Here is an 18,302-nt window from a genome sequence, read left to right on the forward strand (position 1 = left end):
GACTTCTCCAATACCAGTACCGTACCGTACGGTTCACCGCCCGGTACCGTACCGTACGGTTCACCCCGTTACGGTGCGGCACCGGGCGCCCTCAGGGGATCCCCGGCCCCTGCCGTTCCAGCCGTCCGGCTGGACTTCATCGACGTGAGGAGAGCCTGATGCGTAAGATCATCTCGAGCCTGTTCGTGTCGCTCGACGGTGTGGCAGAGGCGCCGGACACCTGGCACTTCCCCTACTTCAACGAGGAGATGGGCAACGCCGTCGGCGCGGCCATGGCCGGCTCGGACGCGATGCTGCTGGGCCGCGTTCAGTACGAGGAGTTCGCCGCCCACTGGCCGACCAGCGACGACGACTTCGCCGACTTCATGAACAACCAGAAGAAGTACGTCGTCACCAACACCCTCACCGAGGCGAGTTGGAACAACACCGAGATCATCAGCGGTGACGTGCTGGACCGGCTCCGGGCGCTCAAGGCCTCAGAGGGCAAGGACATCGCCATCACCGGCAGCCTCACCCTCGTCCGGTCCCTGCTCAGCGCCGGGCTCCTGGACCGGCTGCAGTTGTTCGTCCACCCGATCATCGTCGGCAAGGGTGCCCGCTGGTTCGACGGCCTCACCTCCATCGAGCTGCGCCTGTCCACGGCCGAGACCTTCAGCACCGGCGTGATCAACCAGATCTACACCCGGGCCGAATGACCACCGGCCACCGGGCGCTTCGCCCGCCTCTCCGAGGAGAGGCGGGCGGCTCGCCTCACTGGCCCCCCAGCGCCTTTGTCTTGATCGTGTAGTGGCCGACGGTCAGGCCCTCGAGGTAGACGTACTCGCCGTCGGTGTGCGCGCCGTAGGCCGTGGCCTTGGTGCCGTTCCAGGCGAGGTGCCCGTTGACGAAGACCTGGATCCTCTTGCCGAGGGTCGGGACGCCGGCCCGGCCGGTCGTCCCCTTCGGCGCGGCGAGGTGCGCGCTGAACTCGCCCTTGTGGATCCGCCAGGAGGCGTCCACGGGGCCGTGCTCGGTGGTCAGCCGGCCCCGGGTGAACGTCAGGTCGGCCACGTGCGGGACGAAGTGGAACGTGTCGCCGCCGGGCGTGTCCGGGGCGACGCCGAGGACGTACGAGGTGAGCGCCGGGGTCGGGCCGGTCGCCCAGCCGTGCGCGAGGCTGACGTAGTTACTGCAGAACAGGCACGTGTCCCCCGCCCGGTAGGACTCCCAGAACGTGCTCTGGGTGCCCTCCGGGTTGTTCAGCATGTAGCCCCACTCGCGGCGGATCAGGTCGACGCCGGCCTGGTCGGCGGCCTGGCCGCCCGCCGCGAAGTGCGCGTTGACCTCAAGGGAGCCGGAGAAGACGCCGGGGTTGCCCTTGTTCTCCGGGGCGGTGGAGCCGACGGCGTTCCAGTTGGTGGTGAGCTGGGCGCTGATCCGCCGGGCCTGGTCCGCGTCGGCGAGGCCGTACCAGACCGCGATGGAGTTGCCGTCCTGCGGGTGGATCGTCTGGGTCGGGTAGTACTTGAACGCCCCGGCGGCGTCGTCCCAGAAGTACTTGTCGATGGCGGTCTTCAGCGCCGCCGCCTTGCTCGCGTACGACGCGGTGAGTGCCGCGTCGCCGCGCGCGGCGGCCAGCTCCGACCCGGTGTGCAGCACCCGCCACAGCAGGGCGTTGGCGGTGAAGTTCTCGCCCTTGGTGAGGATGCGGACCGAGTCGCCGGTGCCGGTGATGGACAGCAGGCCGTTCGCGTCGACCTTGGCGAGGCTGTAGTCGACGCCGAGCCGGTAGGCGTCCCAGACGCTCTGCAGCCAGGCCGAGTCTCCGGTGTAGCGGTAGTAGTCGTAGCTCGCCGACAGCGTCCACAGGTGGTAGGTGTCGGAGCCGTACTTGTTCATCATCGGCCCGGAGTACGGCAGCTCACCGGTGGTCTTCTGGTGCTGGAAGATCGTGGTGAGCGCGTTCCGCGCCGAGACCGTGTCGTTGAACGCGGCGTACGCCGTCGGGATCTCGATGCCGAGGTCGCCCGGCCAGACGGTGCGGTCGCGCTTGGCCCCGTCGACGAGGATGGTGTCGCCCACGCCGACGTCGCCGGTGTTGTCCCACAGCGCGGCCGGCGGCTCCCAGACGCGGCCGGTCTTCGGGTCGATCGTGTTGAGCTGGACGGTGTAGGCGCCCGCGTACCAGATGCGGTTCAGCAGCGGGTCGCTGGAGTAGAAGTAGTTGGCGTACTGCGCGGGGTGCTTCATCGCCGGCGCCGCGGTGAAGTGCACGGAGACGCCGTCGAGATCCACGCCGCCGTCCGAGGCGACGAACAGCGTCAGGTAGCGGAAGCCGCCGCGCTGGTACTGCCCGGGCGTGGTGTAGGTCGTCGGGCCGTTCACGTCGGCGAAGAGGTTGCCGTCGGTCTTGCGCGGCCCGCCGGTGGAGGCGTCGGTGTCGACGCCGACGTAGTCGGAGGACTCGCTGAACGCCAGGCCGACCCGCTGCGCGCCGTCGGAGCCGGCGAAGTGCAGCGTGACCAGGCCCCCGACGTCCTTGCCGAAGTCCAGCGTGACGTAGGAGCCGCTGCCGCTGATCCGGGTCGTCTCGCCGCTCAGGACGGCGGACGGGTCGGACACGGTGCCGTTGGTCTTGTAGATCGCCGTGGGTCGTACGGTCCGGGTCTTCGGCGAGAGGTTGTAGGCGTCCCACGGGTGGGCCTCGACCGCCTTCGCGGCGGTGGTCCCGGCGAGGGCCGGCGGGACCGTCAGGGCCGGCACGGCCAGGGTGGCCAGTCCGGCGACGGTGAGGGCGAGACGGTGTCGCTTCCAGGGGCTCACTGCGACCTCGGGTTTCTGGTGGTGCGGAGGGGTGAATCGGAGAGAGCGGGAGAGCCGGGCCGGGCGCGGGGAGACGGAGGATTCCCGCGACCGGCCCGGGGCAGGGGAACCGGCCAGGGGGCGTCCTAGGCGATCACGGCCTGCGCGTACGGGACCAGGGTGACCGGGCCGAGGAGCCCGTACGCCTGGCGCGACGCGACGCCGTAGACCGCCGGGTCGGAGACCCGCAGCCGGTTGTTCAGGGTCGTCGCGACCTCCACCGTGATGGTGTTGGTCCCGGCCCGCAGGTACGGGCCGGCGTCGATGACCGGGTTGATCTGGTCGACGGGCGGCAGCGCACGGCCGTTGACCGTGACCCGGCAGGTGTCGAAGACCTGGCCGAGCCGAAGGTACGCGCCGTACGCGCCGGTCCAGGGCCGGGGCAGCTCGACGGTGGTGGTGTAGCGGCCGATGCCGGAGACGTCCGCCAGTTCGGGGATGTTGGGCCAGGGCTGTAGCGCGTCCAGCGTCAGCCGGTGCAGGACCGTCGTGGTCTCGGTCGCCGACGCGCCGGGCTGCATGTCCTCGACCTCCAGCCGCCAGCTCGCCGGGGTGATCGGCGCCGGGACGTCCGGAATCTCCGTTCGTACCTTCGTGCCGGTCGACAGGGTGGTGGCGTAGGTGCCGCCCTTCGTCGCGCGCGCCATCAGCCTGCCGTCGGCGAGCACGACCTCGGCGGCCTCGGTGGCGATGGCGTGCGTCCGGCCGGGCGCGTCGCCGAGGCTGCCGGGGCTCGCCAGCGCGACGATCATGACCTCGCCGGGCTGCAGGGCGACCCGCAGGGTGACCTTGTCGCCGTCCTCGGTGTAGAGGGCGACGCGCCGTACCTCACCGGACCAGGGGTCGAGGAGGTAGGGCACCGCGTTCTTGTGGTTGCGGGTGAAGGACACCTGGTGGTCGATCGCGGCGACCGGCGGCTTGACGGTCTCGGCGTGCTTGCCGTTGCAAAGGTAGTAGTAGTCGACGTTGTCCTTGTCGTCGTACCGGTGGAAGTTCAGCAGCGTCGAGCCCTGCGCGTACGACACGTCCGGCGTGACGCCGAGGGCGGCGAGCGCGGCCGGGACGTCGGCCGTGGCGGCGACGGCCTTGACCTTCGGCTGCTTGAGCAGGTCGGCCACGACCGACCGCAGCCGGGCGTTCTCGGCGTCGGACCCCACCCCCGGCACGACCGGCGCGGACCAGTCACCGAGCAGCACGATCGGCAGGCCCGCCCTCGTGAACCTCAGCAGCTTCTCGGCGACGCCGAGCTGCAGCGTGCAGTCCATGCTGGAGAAGTGGTCGCCCTCGATGAACACGGCCTTGTACCGCGGGCCGTCGGGGGCGAGCCGGCCGCTGTGGACGTCGGCGTTCGGCAGGTCCAGCAGCGGCGCGCTGATGAACTGGTGGTTCCAGCCCAGCGTGATGCCGGTGGCGGTGAACCAGGACACGCCGATGCCGGTCTTGGAGTACCCGGTCTGCCGGAAGACCGCCACGTCGACGCGCGGGGTGCCGGTCTGCAGCACCTGGTGGACGCGGCTGAGGTAACCGGAGATGTCCTTGACGTGCCGCCAGGTGGGCTGGCGCGGCCCCCACGACTCGGCGTACCCGATCGACCCGCTGTACGGGGTGAAGGCGGCGTAACCGGGCCACTTCACGCCCGGCGCTGTGGCGTAGGAGAAGCCGTGGATGACGCTGCGGTTCAGCCCGGCGGCGTACGCGCCACCGACGGTGAGCAGGAACTTTTTCCACGTCGTGTTGTACGCGCCGCCCTGGTAGGCGCCCATCTCGCCGGACAGGACCGTGCGGCCGGCCATGTCGCGGCCGCCCGCCAGGGTCCGCCAGTCGTCGAGGTTGTGGAACCCGATCGACTCGCCCTCCGGCACGTCGAGGATCGCGGCCGAGGCGATGGCGTCGGTCTGCGCGCCGTACGGCTGGCAGCGGAACTTCAGGCCGATCGAGTGGGCCCAGTCCTGGAGCGCCGTGATGTGATTCTCGTTGAACAGCTGGGAGACGACGTCCCAGTAGTCGTAGCGGATGCGCCGGGTCAGCGCGGCCTCGTACGCGTAGAGCTGGTTGCCGTTGTCCTGCGTGATCGCGGGCAGGTACGGCAGCACCGAGTAGCCCTTTCGCTGCTCGAATTCCCTGGGCAGGTCCGGGGTCCACATCAGCGCCTTGGTCTCGATCTCGATCGAGTCCTCGAACAGCGTGGCGCCCGCCCGCTCGATCAGCCTGCGCACCGACGGGGTGAGGATGTGCTCCTCCCAGTAGCCGGTCACGGCCTTGGTGCCGGCGGCGCTGAAGTGGTCGACGACGTACGCCGCCGGGACGGTGTGCGGGCCGGACTCCGGCGTCTGTGCCGAGCCCCGCTCCCAGTGGCTGATGATCACCCAGGAGCCGCCGGACGGCGCGGTCCAGGACAGCCGCCCGTCGGCGACCTGCCCGGTGAGGTCCTGGACCGAGGCCAGGTCCAGGCCGGTCTCCTTGCGGGTGGAGTTGGCCGTGTTCACCCGCGCGGCCTGCACGAGGAAGAGCCTCTGCGTCTTCGCCGCGGAGGACGGCGCCCGGCTCGGCGCCGGCACCGGGCCGTCGTAGGTCGCGCCGGCCGCGACGGTCACCGAACCGTACGCCAGCTCCTTGACCGCCGCGGGGTCGTCCGGCGTGATCGTGGGCACGGCTGCGGGCCAGGACGGGCCGATCGTGAGGTCGATCGTCACGCCGCGCCGCTGCGCCTGGTCCAGGGCCGCCTCGACGGCGGCGACCCACGCGGGGGTTCCCCAGCCGTGCCCGGCCGGGTCGAGGACCGACTTGTCGGAGACGCTGTGGTGGACGGCGGCGATCTCCGCCCCGCCGAAGCCTGCGTCGGCGATCTGGTCGACCTCGCGGCGGATCTCGTCGGGGTCGACGTCGCCGTCCGGCCACCACCAGCGGAACTTCGGCGCCACGGCCGCGTCGGGCCGGGCGAACCTCCCGGCCGTTCCGGAGTCCGCGGCGCGGGCGACGGCCTCATCGAGAGGCGAGCCCCAGGCGAGGGCCGCGCCCGCGGCGACGGTGCCGGCCGTCAGGAGGAAGCCGCGGCGGCTGAACCCGCCGGCCGGCGATTCGGTCTTCATGGTGAATCCTTTTGGTGCTGCAGGGGTTGTGCGTAGGGGGTCACCGTTTCAGGGGCGTACGTGGATCAGCTCGGCCTCCATCAGGTCCGCGAGGGCGCGCAGGTCGGCGAGCCGGTGGCCGGTGCCGAGGGCCCAGTGGTGCGAGATGCCGGTGGCGCTCCAGGCGTCGGTCCACTCCCCCGGGTCGCAGCCGAAGTCGACGCGCGAGGTCGTGTTGCCGATCTGCAGGAGCGGCCCGTCCACGACCGCGCCCTCGGAGACGACGAACGCGAACCGGCCGTCGCGGCCCTGGCGCAGGCCGAACGCCGTCACCGGGCCGTGCTTGACGTCGAACTCGACGGACACGCCCCAGCCGCGCTTGCCGTGGTAGACGCCGAGCCCGCGCAGCAGCGGCCGGGAGTCGCTGATGGCCAGGTGCGCCGGGCCGTCGTGCCCCATCTCGACGTGGCCGCGCTGGAAGTCCAGCGCCTGCAGCTCGGTGAAGGAGCCGCCCGCGCCGAGCCGGTCCATGATCAGCATCGCGAGGGACGTGCGCAGCTCGTACTCGCCGACGGCCGGGACACCGCGCGCGGTCAGCAGCGACGCGCCGAGGATCATGCCCGCCCCGAGGCGCTCGTGGACCTCGCCGTCCAGGCCCCGGTGGTAGTAGGCGAGGCTGTCGAGCTCGAAGTCCTCGACGAGCCGGTCGAGACCGACCGCGACCCGCGCGGCCCAGGAGAAGTCCTCGTCGTTGACCGAGTCGGCCAGCTCGAAGACCTCCTCGGCCTCCTTCTTCTTGGCCTCCGCCTCGACGCCGGTGACCTTCTCGACCCGGACCCGCAGGTCGTCGAACTCCACGACCTCCATGTGGCCGCCGAAGTTCGCGGGGACGAGGGTCAGGTCGGTGGAGACGTCGAGCATGCCCGGGTACAGGTGGCCCATGAGCCCGTGCCGGCCCCGGCGCAGCGCCGCGCGTACGCCCGCGGCCCGCACCCAGCGGCCGATCCTCGCCCAGGCCCGCTCGTCCTCGACGTACCCCGACACCGAGCGGAACGGGATGCCGCAGCGCAGGAAGGCGTTGGCCATCTCCGGCAGCGGGCAGGCGCCGCAGTAGGCCAGCCACTGGCCGGTGTCGAAGGTCGCGTGCTCCATCGACTCGGTCGGCTGCAGGTTGATCAGCAGGACGGGCGCGCCGCTGCGCTGGGCGATCGGCACGAGCATCGTCGCGGTCATGTAGGTCGTGAGGAACCCGACGATGAGGTCGCAGTCCGCGACCCGCAGCCTCTCCGCGGCGGCGGCGCCCTCCTGCGCGTCGGAGATGAAGCCGACGTCCACGACGTCCGCCCCGAGCGCGCGCATGCGTTCCGAGACGCGCTCGGCGGACCGCTTCAGCTGCGGCAGCAGTTCCGGGAACTGCGGCCAGTACGCGCCGAGCCCGCCCGCGACCAGTCCCACCCGGACCTTCGTGTCGGTCATCTTCCTTCTCCTTCTTCGTGAGGCGGCGGGCCCGCGGTGGCCGGTTCCGCGGGCCCGCCGCCGGTCTTCACTCAGCCGCGGCCGTCGAAGTGCCAGCGGCCGGAGCCGACGTCGAACACGGCGTAGCCGTCCTGGAAGCGGACGGGCTTCGCGCCGTCCGCGGCGACCTCGCTCGCGTCCTTGGCCGGCACCCACACCTCGGCGGTGGTGTTCACCGGCACGGTGACGTCGAGGGAGAAGCGGTTCCCCGTACGCCGCCACGCGGTGGCGATGTCGCCGTAGGCGGAGCGGTAGGTCGCCGACGCGGAGGTCAGCGACCCGCCGGGACGCGGGCGGATGACCGTCTTCCGGTAGCCGGGCGCGGCCGGGGTGATACCGCCGATGTTCTGGTACATCCAGTCGCCGACCGCGCCGAGCCCGTAGTGGTTGAAGGAGTTCATCCCCGGGTCGTTGAAGGTGCCGTCGGGCCTGATGCCGTCCCAGCGCTCCCAGATCGTGGTCGCGCCGTTCTCGATCTCATAGCCCCACGAGGGGAAGGTCTTCTGGCCGAGGATGCGGTACGCCACGTCCGTGTGCCCGGTCGCGGTCAGCACCGGCAGCAGCGGGCCGGTCCCGAGGAACCCGGTGGTCAGGTGACCGTCGTGGGCCTCGATGTTCGCGACCAGCCGGTCCGCGGCCGGGCCGACCTGCGCGTCCGGCAGCAGGCCGTAGGCGAGCGCCAGCGCGTACGAGGTCTGGCTGCCGTTGCCGACGGTGCCGTCCGGCTTCACGAACCTGGCGTCGAACGCGTCCTTTATCCGGCGCAGCAGGGCCCGGTAGGACGCCGCGCCGGCGGTGTCTCCGACGGCGTCCGCCATCTGCGCCATGAGGTCGGTGGAGTGCGCGAAGTAGGCGGTGCCGATGAGGTCTCTCGGGGTGTCGTCGTTCACGTTCAGCCAGTCGCCGTAGCCCTCGTCGGGCCGGATCAGGCCGTTGCTGTGGCTCTCCAGGTAGGAGATCCACTTCTTCATGGCGTCGTAGTGGTCCGAGACGACCCGCAGGTCGCCGTACCGCTGCCACAGCGTGTACGGGACGACGACGCCCGCGTCACCCCAGGCCGCCGTGCCGGTGCCGGTGTTGCCGACGTCGGGCGCGACGTTCGGGAACGACCCGTCGGAGTGCTGCGCGTCGGTCAGGTCCGTGGCGTACTTGGCCAGGAACGTGTCCGCGTCCATGTTGAAGGTGGACGTGGGCGCGAACGCGGCGATGTCGCCGGTCCAGCCCAGGCGCTCGTCGCGCTGCGGGCAGTCGGTGGGGATGCTGAAGAAGTTGCCCCGCTGGCCCCACACGATGTTGTGCTGGATCTGGTTCACCAGCGGGTCGGAGGTGGTCAGCGTGCCGGCCTGCGGCGCGTCGGCGTTCGCGACGACGCCCGCGATCGCGTCCAGGCCGGGCTTGCCGGGGTAGCCGGTGACCTCGACGTACCGGTAGCCGCGGTAGGTGAAGCGCGGCTCGTAGGTCTCGGTGCCGCCGCCCTTGAGGGTGTAGCGGTCGGTGTCGGCGGCTTTCCGCAGGTTCGTGGTGTAGAGCGTGCCGTCGGGGTTCAGCACCTCGCCGTTACGGATCGTCACCGTGGTGCCGGCCGGGCCGGAGACGGTGAGCCGGTTCCAGCCGACCATGTTCTGGCCCAGGTCGAAGATGTACGTGCCGGGCTTCGGCTCGGTCATCTTCTTCGGGTGCAGCACCGTCTGGACGCGGACGGGCGGGGCGGACTGCGCGACCAGGTTCGCCTTGACACCGGTGCCGGTCTCGGCCGGCTGCCAGGAGGAGTCGTCGAAGCCGGGACGGTCCCAGCCGGCCTGCTCGTCGCGGGCGTCGTAGGTCTCCCCCATGTAGATGTCGGAGGCCGCGATCGGGCTGGGCGCGGTCTTCCACGACCCGTCCGTGCCGACGGTCTGGGAGGTGCCGTCGGCGTAGTCGATCCGCAGCTGCCCGAGGAACCAGGGCCGCTTGCCGTACACGTGCGTGCCCGCGAAGCCGATGTTGCCGGAGTACCAGCCGTCGCCGAGCAGCGCGCCGATCGCGTTGTTCCCGCGCCGCAGGAGCGAGGTGACGTCGTACGTCTGGTACTGCACGCGCTTGGTGTAGTCGGTCCAGCCCGGGTTGAAGTGATCGTCGCCGACGCGGCGGCCGTTGAGACGGGCCTCGTAGAGGCCGAGCGCGCTGACGTACAGGCGGGCGGCGGCGACGCGTTTGGTCACCGTGAAGCCGCGCCGCAGGTACGGGACGGGCTGTGACGGCTCGATGACCTGGCTGCCCCACGGTCCCTGGCCGTAGGCGGCGGTGTCCCTGGCGGCGGGCCAGGAGGAGTCGTCGAAGCCGGGCTGCTCCCAGCCGTCCGCGGCGTCCTTGGCCGCCTTGAACGACCCGTCGGTGATGACGTCGACCGGGCCGGCGCCGGAGCGTTCGACGTGCAGGCGGCCGATCAGCCCCGCGGGGCTCTCGGTGGTGTTGACCGCCGCGATCGCGATCGTGTTGATCCCGGGGCGCAGCGCCTTGGTGACGTCGGCGAGCTGCCCCTGCTTCCAGGAGTCGGCGACCTGGGGCGAGGCGGCGATCCGGGTTCCGTTGACGTACAGCGTGAAGCCGTCGTCGGCGGTGAGGGTGAACAGGGCGCGGGTGATCGCCCCGCTGCCGAGGTCGACGGTCCGGCGGAAGTAGCGGGTCGACGCGGGTTCACCGGCGGCCGGGTCCCCTTCGGGGTACCAGATCCAGTGCGCGCCCGACAGGCTCGGCGTGGTGGCCGATCCGCCGATCCACGAGGCCGACCAGTCCCCGGCGGACAGGCCCGTCTCGAAGTAGGCGACCTTGCTCCAGGCCGAGGCCCTGCCCTGGGCGTCCCAGACGCGGACGCGCCAGTAGTAGCGGTGGGCCGGCGCGAGCGCGGGGCCGCCGTAGGCGACGTCGACGGACTGCGGGCTCTTGACGCGCCCGCTCTCCCAGACGTCGGCCGCGCGCGGCTTCGAGCCGACGGCGACCTCGTACGCGGTCTGCGACTGGCCGCGAGCGGCCGAGTCCAGCCGCCAGCCGAGGCGCGGCGTGGCGGCGTCGATCCCGATGGGGTCGGTCCCGCGCTCCGTCGTCGTCGCCGTCACCCGTACGGGCGTGGACGCGGCGAAGGCGGGGGCGGCGCCCGTCACGGTGCCGGTCACGAGCGTGGCGGACACGGTGGCGAGGACGGACAACGGTAGGCGGGTGGACCTTGATATGAGTCGCATTCTTCGGGTTCCCTTTCTGGGATCCGGCGGATGACACTCCCCGATGCGGCGGGCGGCCGGGGCCGCCGCCCGCCGTGGTCTCTCAGGTACGGGCGTCCCGGGTCACCGATCGGTCACCTGGACCGTGTGGTGACCGGCGCCGAAGCCGCGCAGGGTGACGTGGGCGCCGTCGCTCGTCGCCTGGTGGGCGAGCGCGGCGGTGCCGTCCCAGGCGACCTTGCCGTCGACGCGGACGACGACCTGTTTCCCACCGGTCGGGACCGCGATGTCGCCCGACGTTCCGGCGGGCGAGTCGACGGCGAGGGTGAGGAACGCGCCGTGACCCTGGGTCCAGGTCACCCGCAGGTCGCCGTGCGGGGTGGGCAGGACGCCGCGGGCCCACTGCACGGAGCCGGGGTTCGGCCGGACCGTCCAGGTGGCGAAGCCGGGGCCGGTCGGCGCGGCGCCGAGCAGGTCGTTGCTCAGCGCCGGCACGACGCCCGTGGACCAGCCGTGCGCCATGGAGGTGTAGGCGCCCTCGTAGAGCGAGCCGTTCGCGCCGATGCCCTCCCAGTCGGTGATGCCGGGGTCGTGGGCCGTCATCCAGCCGTACAGCCGCTTGATCTCCTCGATCGCGGAGTCGGCCTGACCGGACCGGAAGCGCGCCTGGATCTCCGGGTAGGAGGTGAAGGCGTAGACCCGCGTGCTGCCGTCCGGCACGAGCGTGTCGTTGTCCATGAACGCGTTGCCGTACGGCCGGGCGGTGGTCTTGGCGAGGTGGCCGAGCGCGGCGGCCGCCTGGTCCGGGGAGGCGACGCCCGCGACGATCGCGAGGCCGTTGCCGTCCTGCCCGTGGCGGACCGCGCCGGTGCCCGAGTCGAGGTACGCGCCGGTCCCGGCGTCCCAGAGGTACGTGTTGATCGCCTTCGCGACGTCCTGCGCGCGCTGCTGCCAGCGGCCCGCGTCGGCGGTGTGGCCGAGCGAGCGGGCCAGGCCGGCCGCGTCCTTCAGGGCCTGCACGTACAGGGCGTTGTAGTAGGTGACCTCGCCGGTCCGGGGCAGGAAGGCGTAGTCGCCGTACCCTCCGGTGCCGTTCAGGCCCTTCGACAGCAGCCCGCGCGCGTCGGTGACCGACGGGTACCAGGTGTCGAGGGTCTTGACGAGGTTCGGGTAGTACTTCGCGGCGTACGCGGTGTCGCCGGAGTAGAGCACGTAGTCCGAGCTGGAGGTCACCCACCACAGCGGGTAGTCGAACAGCGGGAGCGTGTAGCCGTTGATGGACGCCGGCGGGATCCAGCCGTCGGCGCGCTGATGGTCCGCCAGGTCGGCGAGGACGTTCCGGGCGGCCTCGGGCACCGCGTGGGTGAGGTAGTCGGTGCGGCCCGACACGGCGACGTCGCCGACGTACGGGTCGCGGTCACGCTTGGCGCCGTCGTGCAGGACCAGCTTCCCGTCCAGGCTCGGGCTGTCGGCGTTCCGCGGCTCGACGTCGGTCGAGCGGAAGGTGTCGGTGACCAGCTCGTTCGTGTAGGACGCGTTGTACCAGTACCGGTTGAGGGCGTCGTCGGAGGACTCGAACCAGCCCTTGTACGTGCCGGCTCCGCCCGGGAGCGCGGTCGACCGGAGGGTGACGTCCTTCAGCTTCACGGTGCCGTACGGCTCGGCGACCGGGGCGTCGCTCTCCAGCGCGTCCAGGCTGATCCTGAGGTACCGGAAGCCGTGCAGGCCGTCCGCGCAGACCTTCGTCCCGCTCTGGCAGCCCTTGGTGTCGGTCCAGGTCGTGGACTTCACGGGCGGCGCGTACTGGTCGGTGCCCGCGCCGCCGGAGAAGTCGGAGCGGGTGAAGTCTGACCGGTCGGTGAGGTACTGCAGGGTCTCGGAGAACGCGAGGCGCACGCCCGGGTGGTCGTCGGACGCGCCCTTGAAGCGGAGCGTCGGGTACCCGACGACGACCTTGCCGAAGTCCAGGGTGACGCTCGCCGGCGCCGGGTCGGAGACGATGCCGGGCCAGACCTCGTTGACGCGGGTGAAGTCGCCGCGGGAGCTGGGCTGGTCCTTGGTGACCGTGATCCGCACCTGGTCGGTCGTGACCTCCTGCGGGAACGTCACGGCACGCTGCACGTCGGTGTTGCCGGTGACCGTCGCCTGGGTCACCCAGGCCGAGCCGTTCCAGGTGGCGACGGTGAAGTCCATCGGAACGCCGTCGCTGTTGGACAGGACCGTGATGCCCGGCAGCTTCACGGGCGCGGGGCTGGTGATCTGCAGCCACGCCGGATAGGTGTCGGGATTCGCGTCGTTCCAGAAGGTCCTGACGTCACCGTCGACGGCGTGGCCGGGCTCGTACGAGGTCGGCGTGCCGTTGTTGCCGCCGTTCGGCGCGTGGTACGAGGAGGCCGTGGCCGTCGTGCCGGACGGCCAGGCCGGCTTGGCCTTCGGCGCCTCGCGGTGCAGGGTGGTCGTGCCCTCGCCGAGCAGGCCCTCCGGGTTCGTCACGTCTCCGGTGGTCGAGACGATGCGGACCGGCGACACCTCGGCGTGCGACGTGCCCTGCACGTACTTGCGCCAGTCGGGCGAGGGCAGGCTCGCGAGGGCCGTCGCGGCGTCCGCCTGCCCGTCGGCTCTGGCGGGTGAGAGGGCCACGACCGTGCTGGTGGCGCCGAGCGCGAGGCAGGCGAGGACGTGCAGGGGGCGTGGTCGAAGCATCGAGCGCTTTCGCATCCGTTCGGGCTCCCTTTCTGGATGCAGCGGAATGAACAACCCCGATGTGGCCGGTGAGCGACCTGCGGGCGGTCGCGGACGGCACGGTGGACGGCGAAGACGGCACGCGGACAGAGCGGCGTGCGGCGGCGGGGAGCGGTAGGGGCCGGCAGGAAGGACGGGCGGGGCGGCGGAGGGACGGGGAGAGGCGTGCGGGGCGGCCGGTGACGGGGCCGCCCCGCGCCGGGCGTGTCAGCGGAGGAAGGCCGCGGCCACCCCCGCGTCCACGGGCACGTGCAGCCCGGTGGTGTGGGTCAGGTCCCCGCCGGTGAGGGCGAAGACGGCGTTCGCGACGTGCTCCGGCAGCACCTCGCGCTTGAGCAGCGTGCGCTGGGCGTAGTACTCGCCGAGCTTCTCCTCCGGCACCCCGTACACGGCGGCGCGCTTGGCGCCCCAGCCGCCCGCGAAGATGCCCGAGCCGCGCACCACGCCGTCGGGGTTGATCCCGTTGACGCGGATGCCGTGCTCGCCGAGCTCGGCGGCCAGCAGGCGTACCTGGTGCGCCTGGTCGGCCTTTGCCGCGCTGTAGGCGATGTTGTTCGGCCCGGCGAAGATGGCGTTCTTCGAGGCGATATAGACGATGTCGCCGCCCAGGGCCTGCTCGATCATGATGCGGGCGGCCTCGCGGGAGACGAGGAACGAGCCACGCGCCATGACGTCGTGCTGCAGGTCCCAGTCGGCGACCGTCGTCTCCAGCAGCGGCTTGGACAGCGAGAGGCCCGCGTTGTTGACGACCAGGTCGACGCCGCCGAAGGCCAGCACGGCCTCGCGCAGCGCGGCGGCGATCGCCGCCTCGTCGGTGACGTCGGCGGCCACGGCGATGGCGACGTCCGAGGCCCGCAGCGCCGACGCGCCCAGTTCCACGGCGACCTTCTCGGCCGCGGCGGCGTCGCGGTCGGCGACGACGACGCAGGCGCCCTCGGCGGCCAGCCGGCGCGCGGTGGCCGCGCCGATGCCCGAACCGCCGCCGGTCACGAACGCGACGCGGGTGGCGAGGGGCTTCGGCTTCGGCATGCGCCGCAGCTTGGCCTCCTCCAGCTCCCAGTACTCGATGCGGAACTTCTCCGACTCGGCGATCGGCGCGTACGTGGACAGCGCCTCCGCGCCGCGCATCACGTTGATCGCGTTGACGTAGAACTCGCCCGCGACCCGCGCGGTCTGCTTGTCCTTGCCGAAGCTGAACATGCCGACACCGGGGACCAGCACGATCGCCGGGTCCGCGCCGCGCATCGCCGGGGAGTCCTCGGTGGCGTACCGCTCGTAGTAGGCGCGGTACTCCTCCCGGTACGCCTCGTGCAGCTCGCGCAGCCGCGCCTTGACGTCGTCGAGCGAGGCGGCCGGCGGCAGGTCGAGGACGAGCGGCCGGACCTTGGTGCGCAGGAAGTGGTCGGGGCAGGAGGTGCCGAGCGCGGCGAGCCGCGGGTGCTCGGCCCGCGCCACGAAGTCCAGGACCTCCGGCGAGTCGGTGTAATGCCCGACCTGCGGCCGGTCCGTCGAGGCCAGCCCGCGGATCAGCGGGAACAGCGCGGCGGCGCGCTCGTGCCGCTCGGTCTCCGGCAGCGTCTCGTGGATCACCGCGCCGAACGGGTCGGGCCGGCCGTGCTCGGCGATGTACGCCTCGGCGGTGCGGATGATGTCGAGGGAGTTGGCCTGACACTCCTCGCTGGTGTCGCCCCACGCGGTGATGCCGTGGCCGCCGAGGACGCAGCCGATGGCCTGCGGGTTGTCCTTCTTGATCGCCGCGATGTCGAGGCCGAGCTGGAAGCCGGGCCGCCGCCACGGCACCCATACGACGCGGTCGCCGAAGATACGGCGGGTCAGCTCCTCGCCGTCGGCGGCGGTCGCGATCGCGATGCCCGAGTCGGGATGCAGGTGGTCGACGTGCGCGGCGTCGACCAGGCCGTGCATGGCCGTGTCGATCGACGGCGCCGCGCCGCCCTTGCCGAACCCGCAGTGGTCGAACGCGGCGACCATCTCGTCCTCGCGCTCGACACCCGGGTAGACGTTCACCAGGGAGCGCAGCCGGTCCAGGCGCAGCACCGCCAGGCCCGGCTCCTTCAGCGTCCCCAGGTCGCCGCCCGAACCCTTCACCCACATCAGCTCGACGTCACCGCCGGTCACCGGGTCCGGCTGCACGCCCTTCGCGGAGGCGTTGCCGCCCGCGTAGTTCGTGTTGCGCGGGTCCGAACCCAGCTCGTGGCAGCGTTTCAGCAGGTCGTCGACGATGCTCAACTCAAGCCCCCCAACCGGCCGCCTGGCCGTCCTTGCGTTCGTCGCGGATCTTCTCGAAGTAGCCGGACCGGGCGTAGGCCGCCATCGGGTCCGGGTCCAGGCCCATCTCCTCGCGCAGTTCGGCGAGCAGCGGGCGGACGTCGGTGTTGTACGCGTCCATGAACACGGCGTTCGCGCCGAGCACGTCGCGGTTCCGCTGCGCCTCGCGCAGCGCGTCGACGTCGACCAGGAGCGCCTTGGCGGTGGCCTCCTGCACGTTCATCACCGAGCGGATCTGACCGGGGATCTTCGGCTCGATGTTGTGGCACTGGTCGAGCATGAACGCGACGTCGTCGGTGTACCCGCCGCCCTGGATCACCTCGTGCATGATCCGGAAGAGCTGGAACGGGTCGGCGGCGCCAACCATCAGGTCGTCGTCGGCGTAGAAGCGGGAGTTGAAGTCGAAGCCGCCGAGCTTCCCCTCGCGCAGCAGGAACGCCACGATGAACTCGATGTTCGTGCCCGGCGCGTGGTGCCCGGTGTCGACGACGACCTGGGCCTTCGGCCCGAGCTTGAGGCAGTGCGCGTACGACGTGCCCCAGTCCGGCAGGTCGGTGGTGTAGAACGCCGGCTCGAACAGCTTGTACTCCAGCAGGAACCGCTGGTCCTCACCGAGCCGCTCGTACACCGCGGCCAGGGCCTCGGCGAGGCGGTCCTGCCGGGCGCGGATGTCGTCCTGGCCGGGGTAGTTCGTGCCGTCGGCGAACCACAGCTTCAGGTCGCGCGAGCCGGTGGCGTCCATGATGTCGACGCACTCGAGCAGGTGGTTCAGCGCCTTCTCGCGGACCTGCGGGTCCGGGTTGGTGACGCTGCCCAGCATGTAGTCGTCTTCCTGGAAGACGTTGGCGTTGATCGCGCCGATGGTGACGCCGCGCTCGCGGGCGTGCTCGGCCAGCGCCGCGTAGTCGTCGACCTTGTCCCAGGGGATGTGCAGCGCGACGGTCGGCGCGACGCCCGTGTGGCGGTGCACCTGCGCGGCGTCGTCGATCTTCTCCTGCGGCGTGCGGGGCACGCCCTGCTGGGCGAAGACCTTGAAACGCGTGCCCGAGTTGCCGTACGCCCACGAGGGCGTCTCGATGCGCTGCCCGCGCAGTGCGGCCTTGACCTGGGCCCTGTCGGTTGTCATTGTTCGTGATCCCCGATCATCAGTCGAGATGGAAGACTTCGGCGAGCGGCACCATGCCCTCGTCGGGGCGCCCGTCGAGGCCTTCGAAGAACGGCGCCATCTCCGCCTGCCAGCGGGCGTTCACCTCGGTGTTCTCCATGGCCGCGCGCGCCGCGTCGAAGTCGTCGGTCTCCAGGTAGCCGACGAGCAGACCGTCGTCGCGCGAGAAGATGCTGTAGTTGCGCCAGCCGGCCGCGCGCAGGGCGGTCAGCATCTCCGGCCACACCGCCTGGTGCCGTTCGCGGTACTCCTCGAGCCGGTCCTGCCGCACCTTCAGCAGGAAGCAGACGCGCTGCACGGGGGGCTCCTCCCCCGAGAGGGGGCGGGGCCGCGACCGGCGGCCCCGCCACCGATCGCTCAGAAGTTGTAGTTGTCGATGTTGTTCTTGTCGAAGACGGTCGGCGGGCCGAGGATGACCTCGCCGTCCTTGCCGATCGTGCGCTCGCCGAGCTTGCCGGCCTTGAACTTCTCGCCCTCGGCGCCGGTGATCTGGCCGGAGGCGAGGGCCGCGGCGGCGTACGACGCGAGGTAGCCGAGGTTCTTCGGGTCCCACAGCTCGAACTTGGCGACCGTGCCGTCCTTGACGAACTTGCGCATCTGGTTCGGCGTGCCGAGGCCGGAGACCGCGACCTTGCCCTTGTACTTCGAGCCGTCGATGTAGCGGGCGGCGGCGGCGATCCCGACCGTGGTCGGGGCGATGATGCCCTTCAGGTCCGGGTAGGCCTGCAGCAGACCCTGCGTCTGCTGGAAGGACTTCTGGTCGTCGTCGTCACCGTAGGCGACCTTGACGAGCTGGATGCCGGAGTACTCCGGCTTCTTCAGCTCGTCCTTCATGAAGCCGATCCAGGTGTTCTGGTTGGTGGCGTTGGCGGTCGCCGACAGGATCGCGATCTTGCCCTTGCCGCCGATCAGCTCGGACATGAGCTTGATCTCGCTGCGGCCGATCTCCTCGGAGCTGGCCTGGTTGATGAAGACGTCGCGGCAGTCCTTGGAGGCGTCCGAGTCGTACGCGACGACCTTGATCTTGCGGGACCTCGCCTGCTTGAGCGGGCCGCAGACGGCGTTCGGGTCGTTGGCCGCGATGAGGATCGAGTCCATCCGCTGCTGGATCAGCGTGTTGATGTAGGAGATCTGCGAGGACGCGGAGGCGTCGGACGGGCCGACCTCCTTGGCGGTGCCGCCGAACTCCTTGGCCCCCTCGATGCCCGCGTTGTCGACGATCGTCTCGTACGGGTTGTTGACCTGCTTGGGGAGGAAGGCGAGCTTGAGGCCCTTCTTGAGGGGCGCGTTCGGGTTCGCCGTGGCACCGCCGGCCGCGGCGCCCTTGGTGTCGTCGCCGGAGGAGGAGTTCTTCGTCGTCCCGCCGCACGCGGCGGCACCGACGGCGAGCGCGGCGGCGAGGGCCACGGCCGCCAGGGGGCGCTTGGTCATGGGGAATCCTTTTCGTCGTTCGCTGGAGAGTTCGCTGAAGAGGAGAGGGCTACGAGG

10 protein-coding genes are annotated in these 18,302 nt (G+C 71.2%); 1 reads left to right on the forward strand and 9 read right to left on the reverse strand.

Annotated features, from left to right (window positions below):
- Nucleotides 1–158: 158 nt before the first annotated feature.
- Nucleotides 159–695, forward strand: coding sequence for a dihydrofolate reductase family protein (locus NE235_RS18965; protein ID WP_252804729.1), 537 nt, complete (start codon nucleotides 159–161; stop codon nucleotides 693–695).
- A gap of 55 nt (nucleotides 696–750) precedes the next feature.
- Here NE235_RS18965 and NE235_RS18970 read toward each other — a convergent pair whose 3' ends face one another.
- The 9 genes from NE235_RS18970 to rhaS form a co-directional block, all read right to left on the reverse strand.
- Nucleotides 751–2,802 carry an alpha-L-rhamnosidase-related protein gene (locus NE235_RS18970; RefSeq protein WP_252804732.1) on the reverse strand — a complete coding sequence of 684 codons (2,052 nt, stop codon included), beginning with the start codon at nucleotides 2,800–2,802 and terminating at the stop codon, nucleotides 751–753.
- Between the two features lie 125 nt (nucleotides 2,803–2,927).
- Nucleotides 2,928–5,930, reverse strand: coding sequence for a glycosyl hydrolase (locus NE235_RS18975; protein ID WP_252804734.1), 3,003 nt, complete (start codon nucleotides 5,928–5,930; stop codon nucleotides 2,928–2,930).
- 48 nt (nucleotides 5,931–5,978) lie between these two features.
- On the reverse strand, nucleotides 5,979–7,385 hold the full coding sequence (locus tag NE235_RS18980) for an L-fucose/L-arabinose isomerase family protein (RefSeq protein ID WP_252804735.1): 1,407 nt from the start codon (nucleotides 7,383–7,385) through the stop codon (nucleotides 5,979–5,981).
- 71 nt (nucleotides 7,386–7,456) lie between these two features.
- Nucleotides 7,457–10,642, reverse strand: a complete 3,186-nt coding sequence (locus NE235_RS18985) for a family 78 glycoside hydrolase catalytic domain (RefSeq protein WP_289848828.1) — start codon at nucleotides 10,640–10,642, stop codon at nucleotides 7,457–7,459.
- 102 nt (nucleotides 10,643–10,744) lie between these two features.
- Entirely contained in the window at nucleotides 10,745–13,324 is a 2,580-nt protein-coding gene (locus NE235_RS18990) for an alpha-L-rhamnosidase-related protein (RefSeq protein WP_252804739.1), read from the reverse strand.
- A gap of 246 nt (nucleotides 13,325–13,570) precedes the next feature.
- Nucleotides 13,571–15,610 (reverse strand): bifunctional aldolase/short-chain dehydrogenase, encoded by a 2,040-nt coding sequence (locus NE235_RS18995; protein ID WP_252804741.1) that lies wholly within the window; start codon nucleotides 15,608–15,610, stop codon nucleotides 13,571–13,573.
- Between the two features lies 1 nt (nucleotide 15,611).
- The gene (gene rhaI, locus NE235_RS19000; protein ID WP_252804744.1) at nucleotides 15,612–16,775 is read right to left on the reverse strand and encodes an L-rhamnose isomerase; all 1,164 of its coding nucleotides are present in this window, start codon (nucleotides 16,773–16,775) and stop codon (nucleotides 15,612–15,614) included.
- 19 nt (nucleotides 16,776–16,794) lie between these two features.
- A complete protein-coding gene (locus tag NE235_RS19005) occupies nucleotides 16,795–17,112 on the reverse strand; it encodes an L-rhamnose mutarotase (protein ID WP_252804746.1) in 318 nt (105 codons plus the stop codon).
- 59 nt (nucleotides 17,113–17,171) lie between these two features.
- Entirely contained in the window at nucleotides 17,172–18,245 is a 1,074-nt protein-coding gene (gene rhaS, locus NE235_RS19010) for a rhamnose ABC transporter substrate-binding protein (protein ID WP_252804749.1), read from the reverse strand.
- Nucleotides 18,246–18,302 lie beyond the last annotated feature (57 nt).

This window comes from Actinoallomurus spadix, from assembly GCF_024055725.1.
Classification (GTDB): Bacteria; Actinomycetota; Actinomycetes; order Streptosporangiales; family Streptosporangiaceae; genus Actinoallomurus; species Actinoallomurus spadix.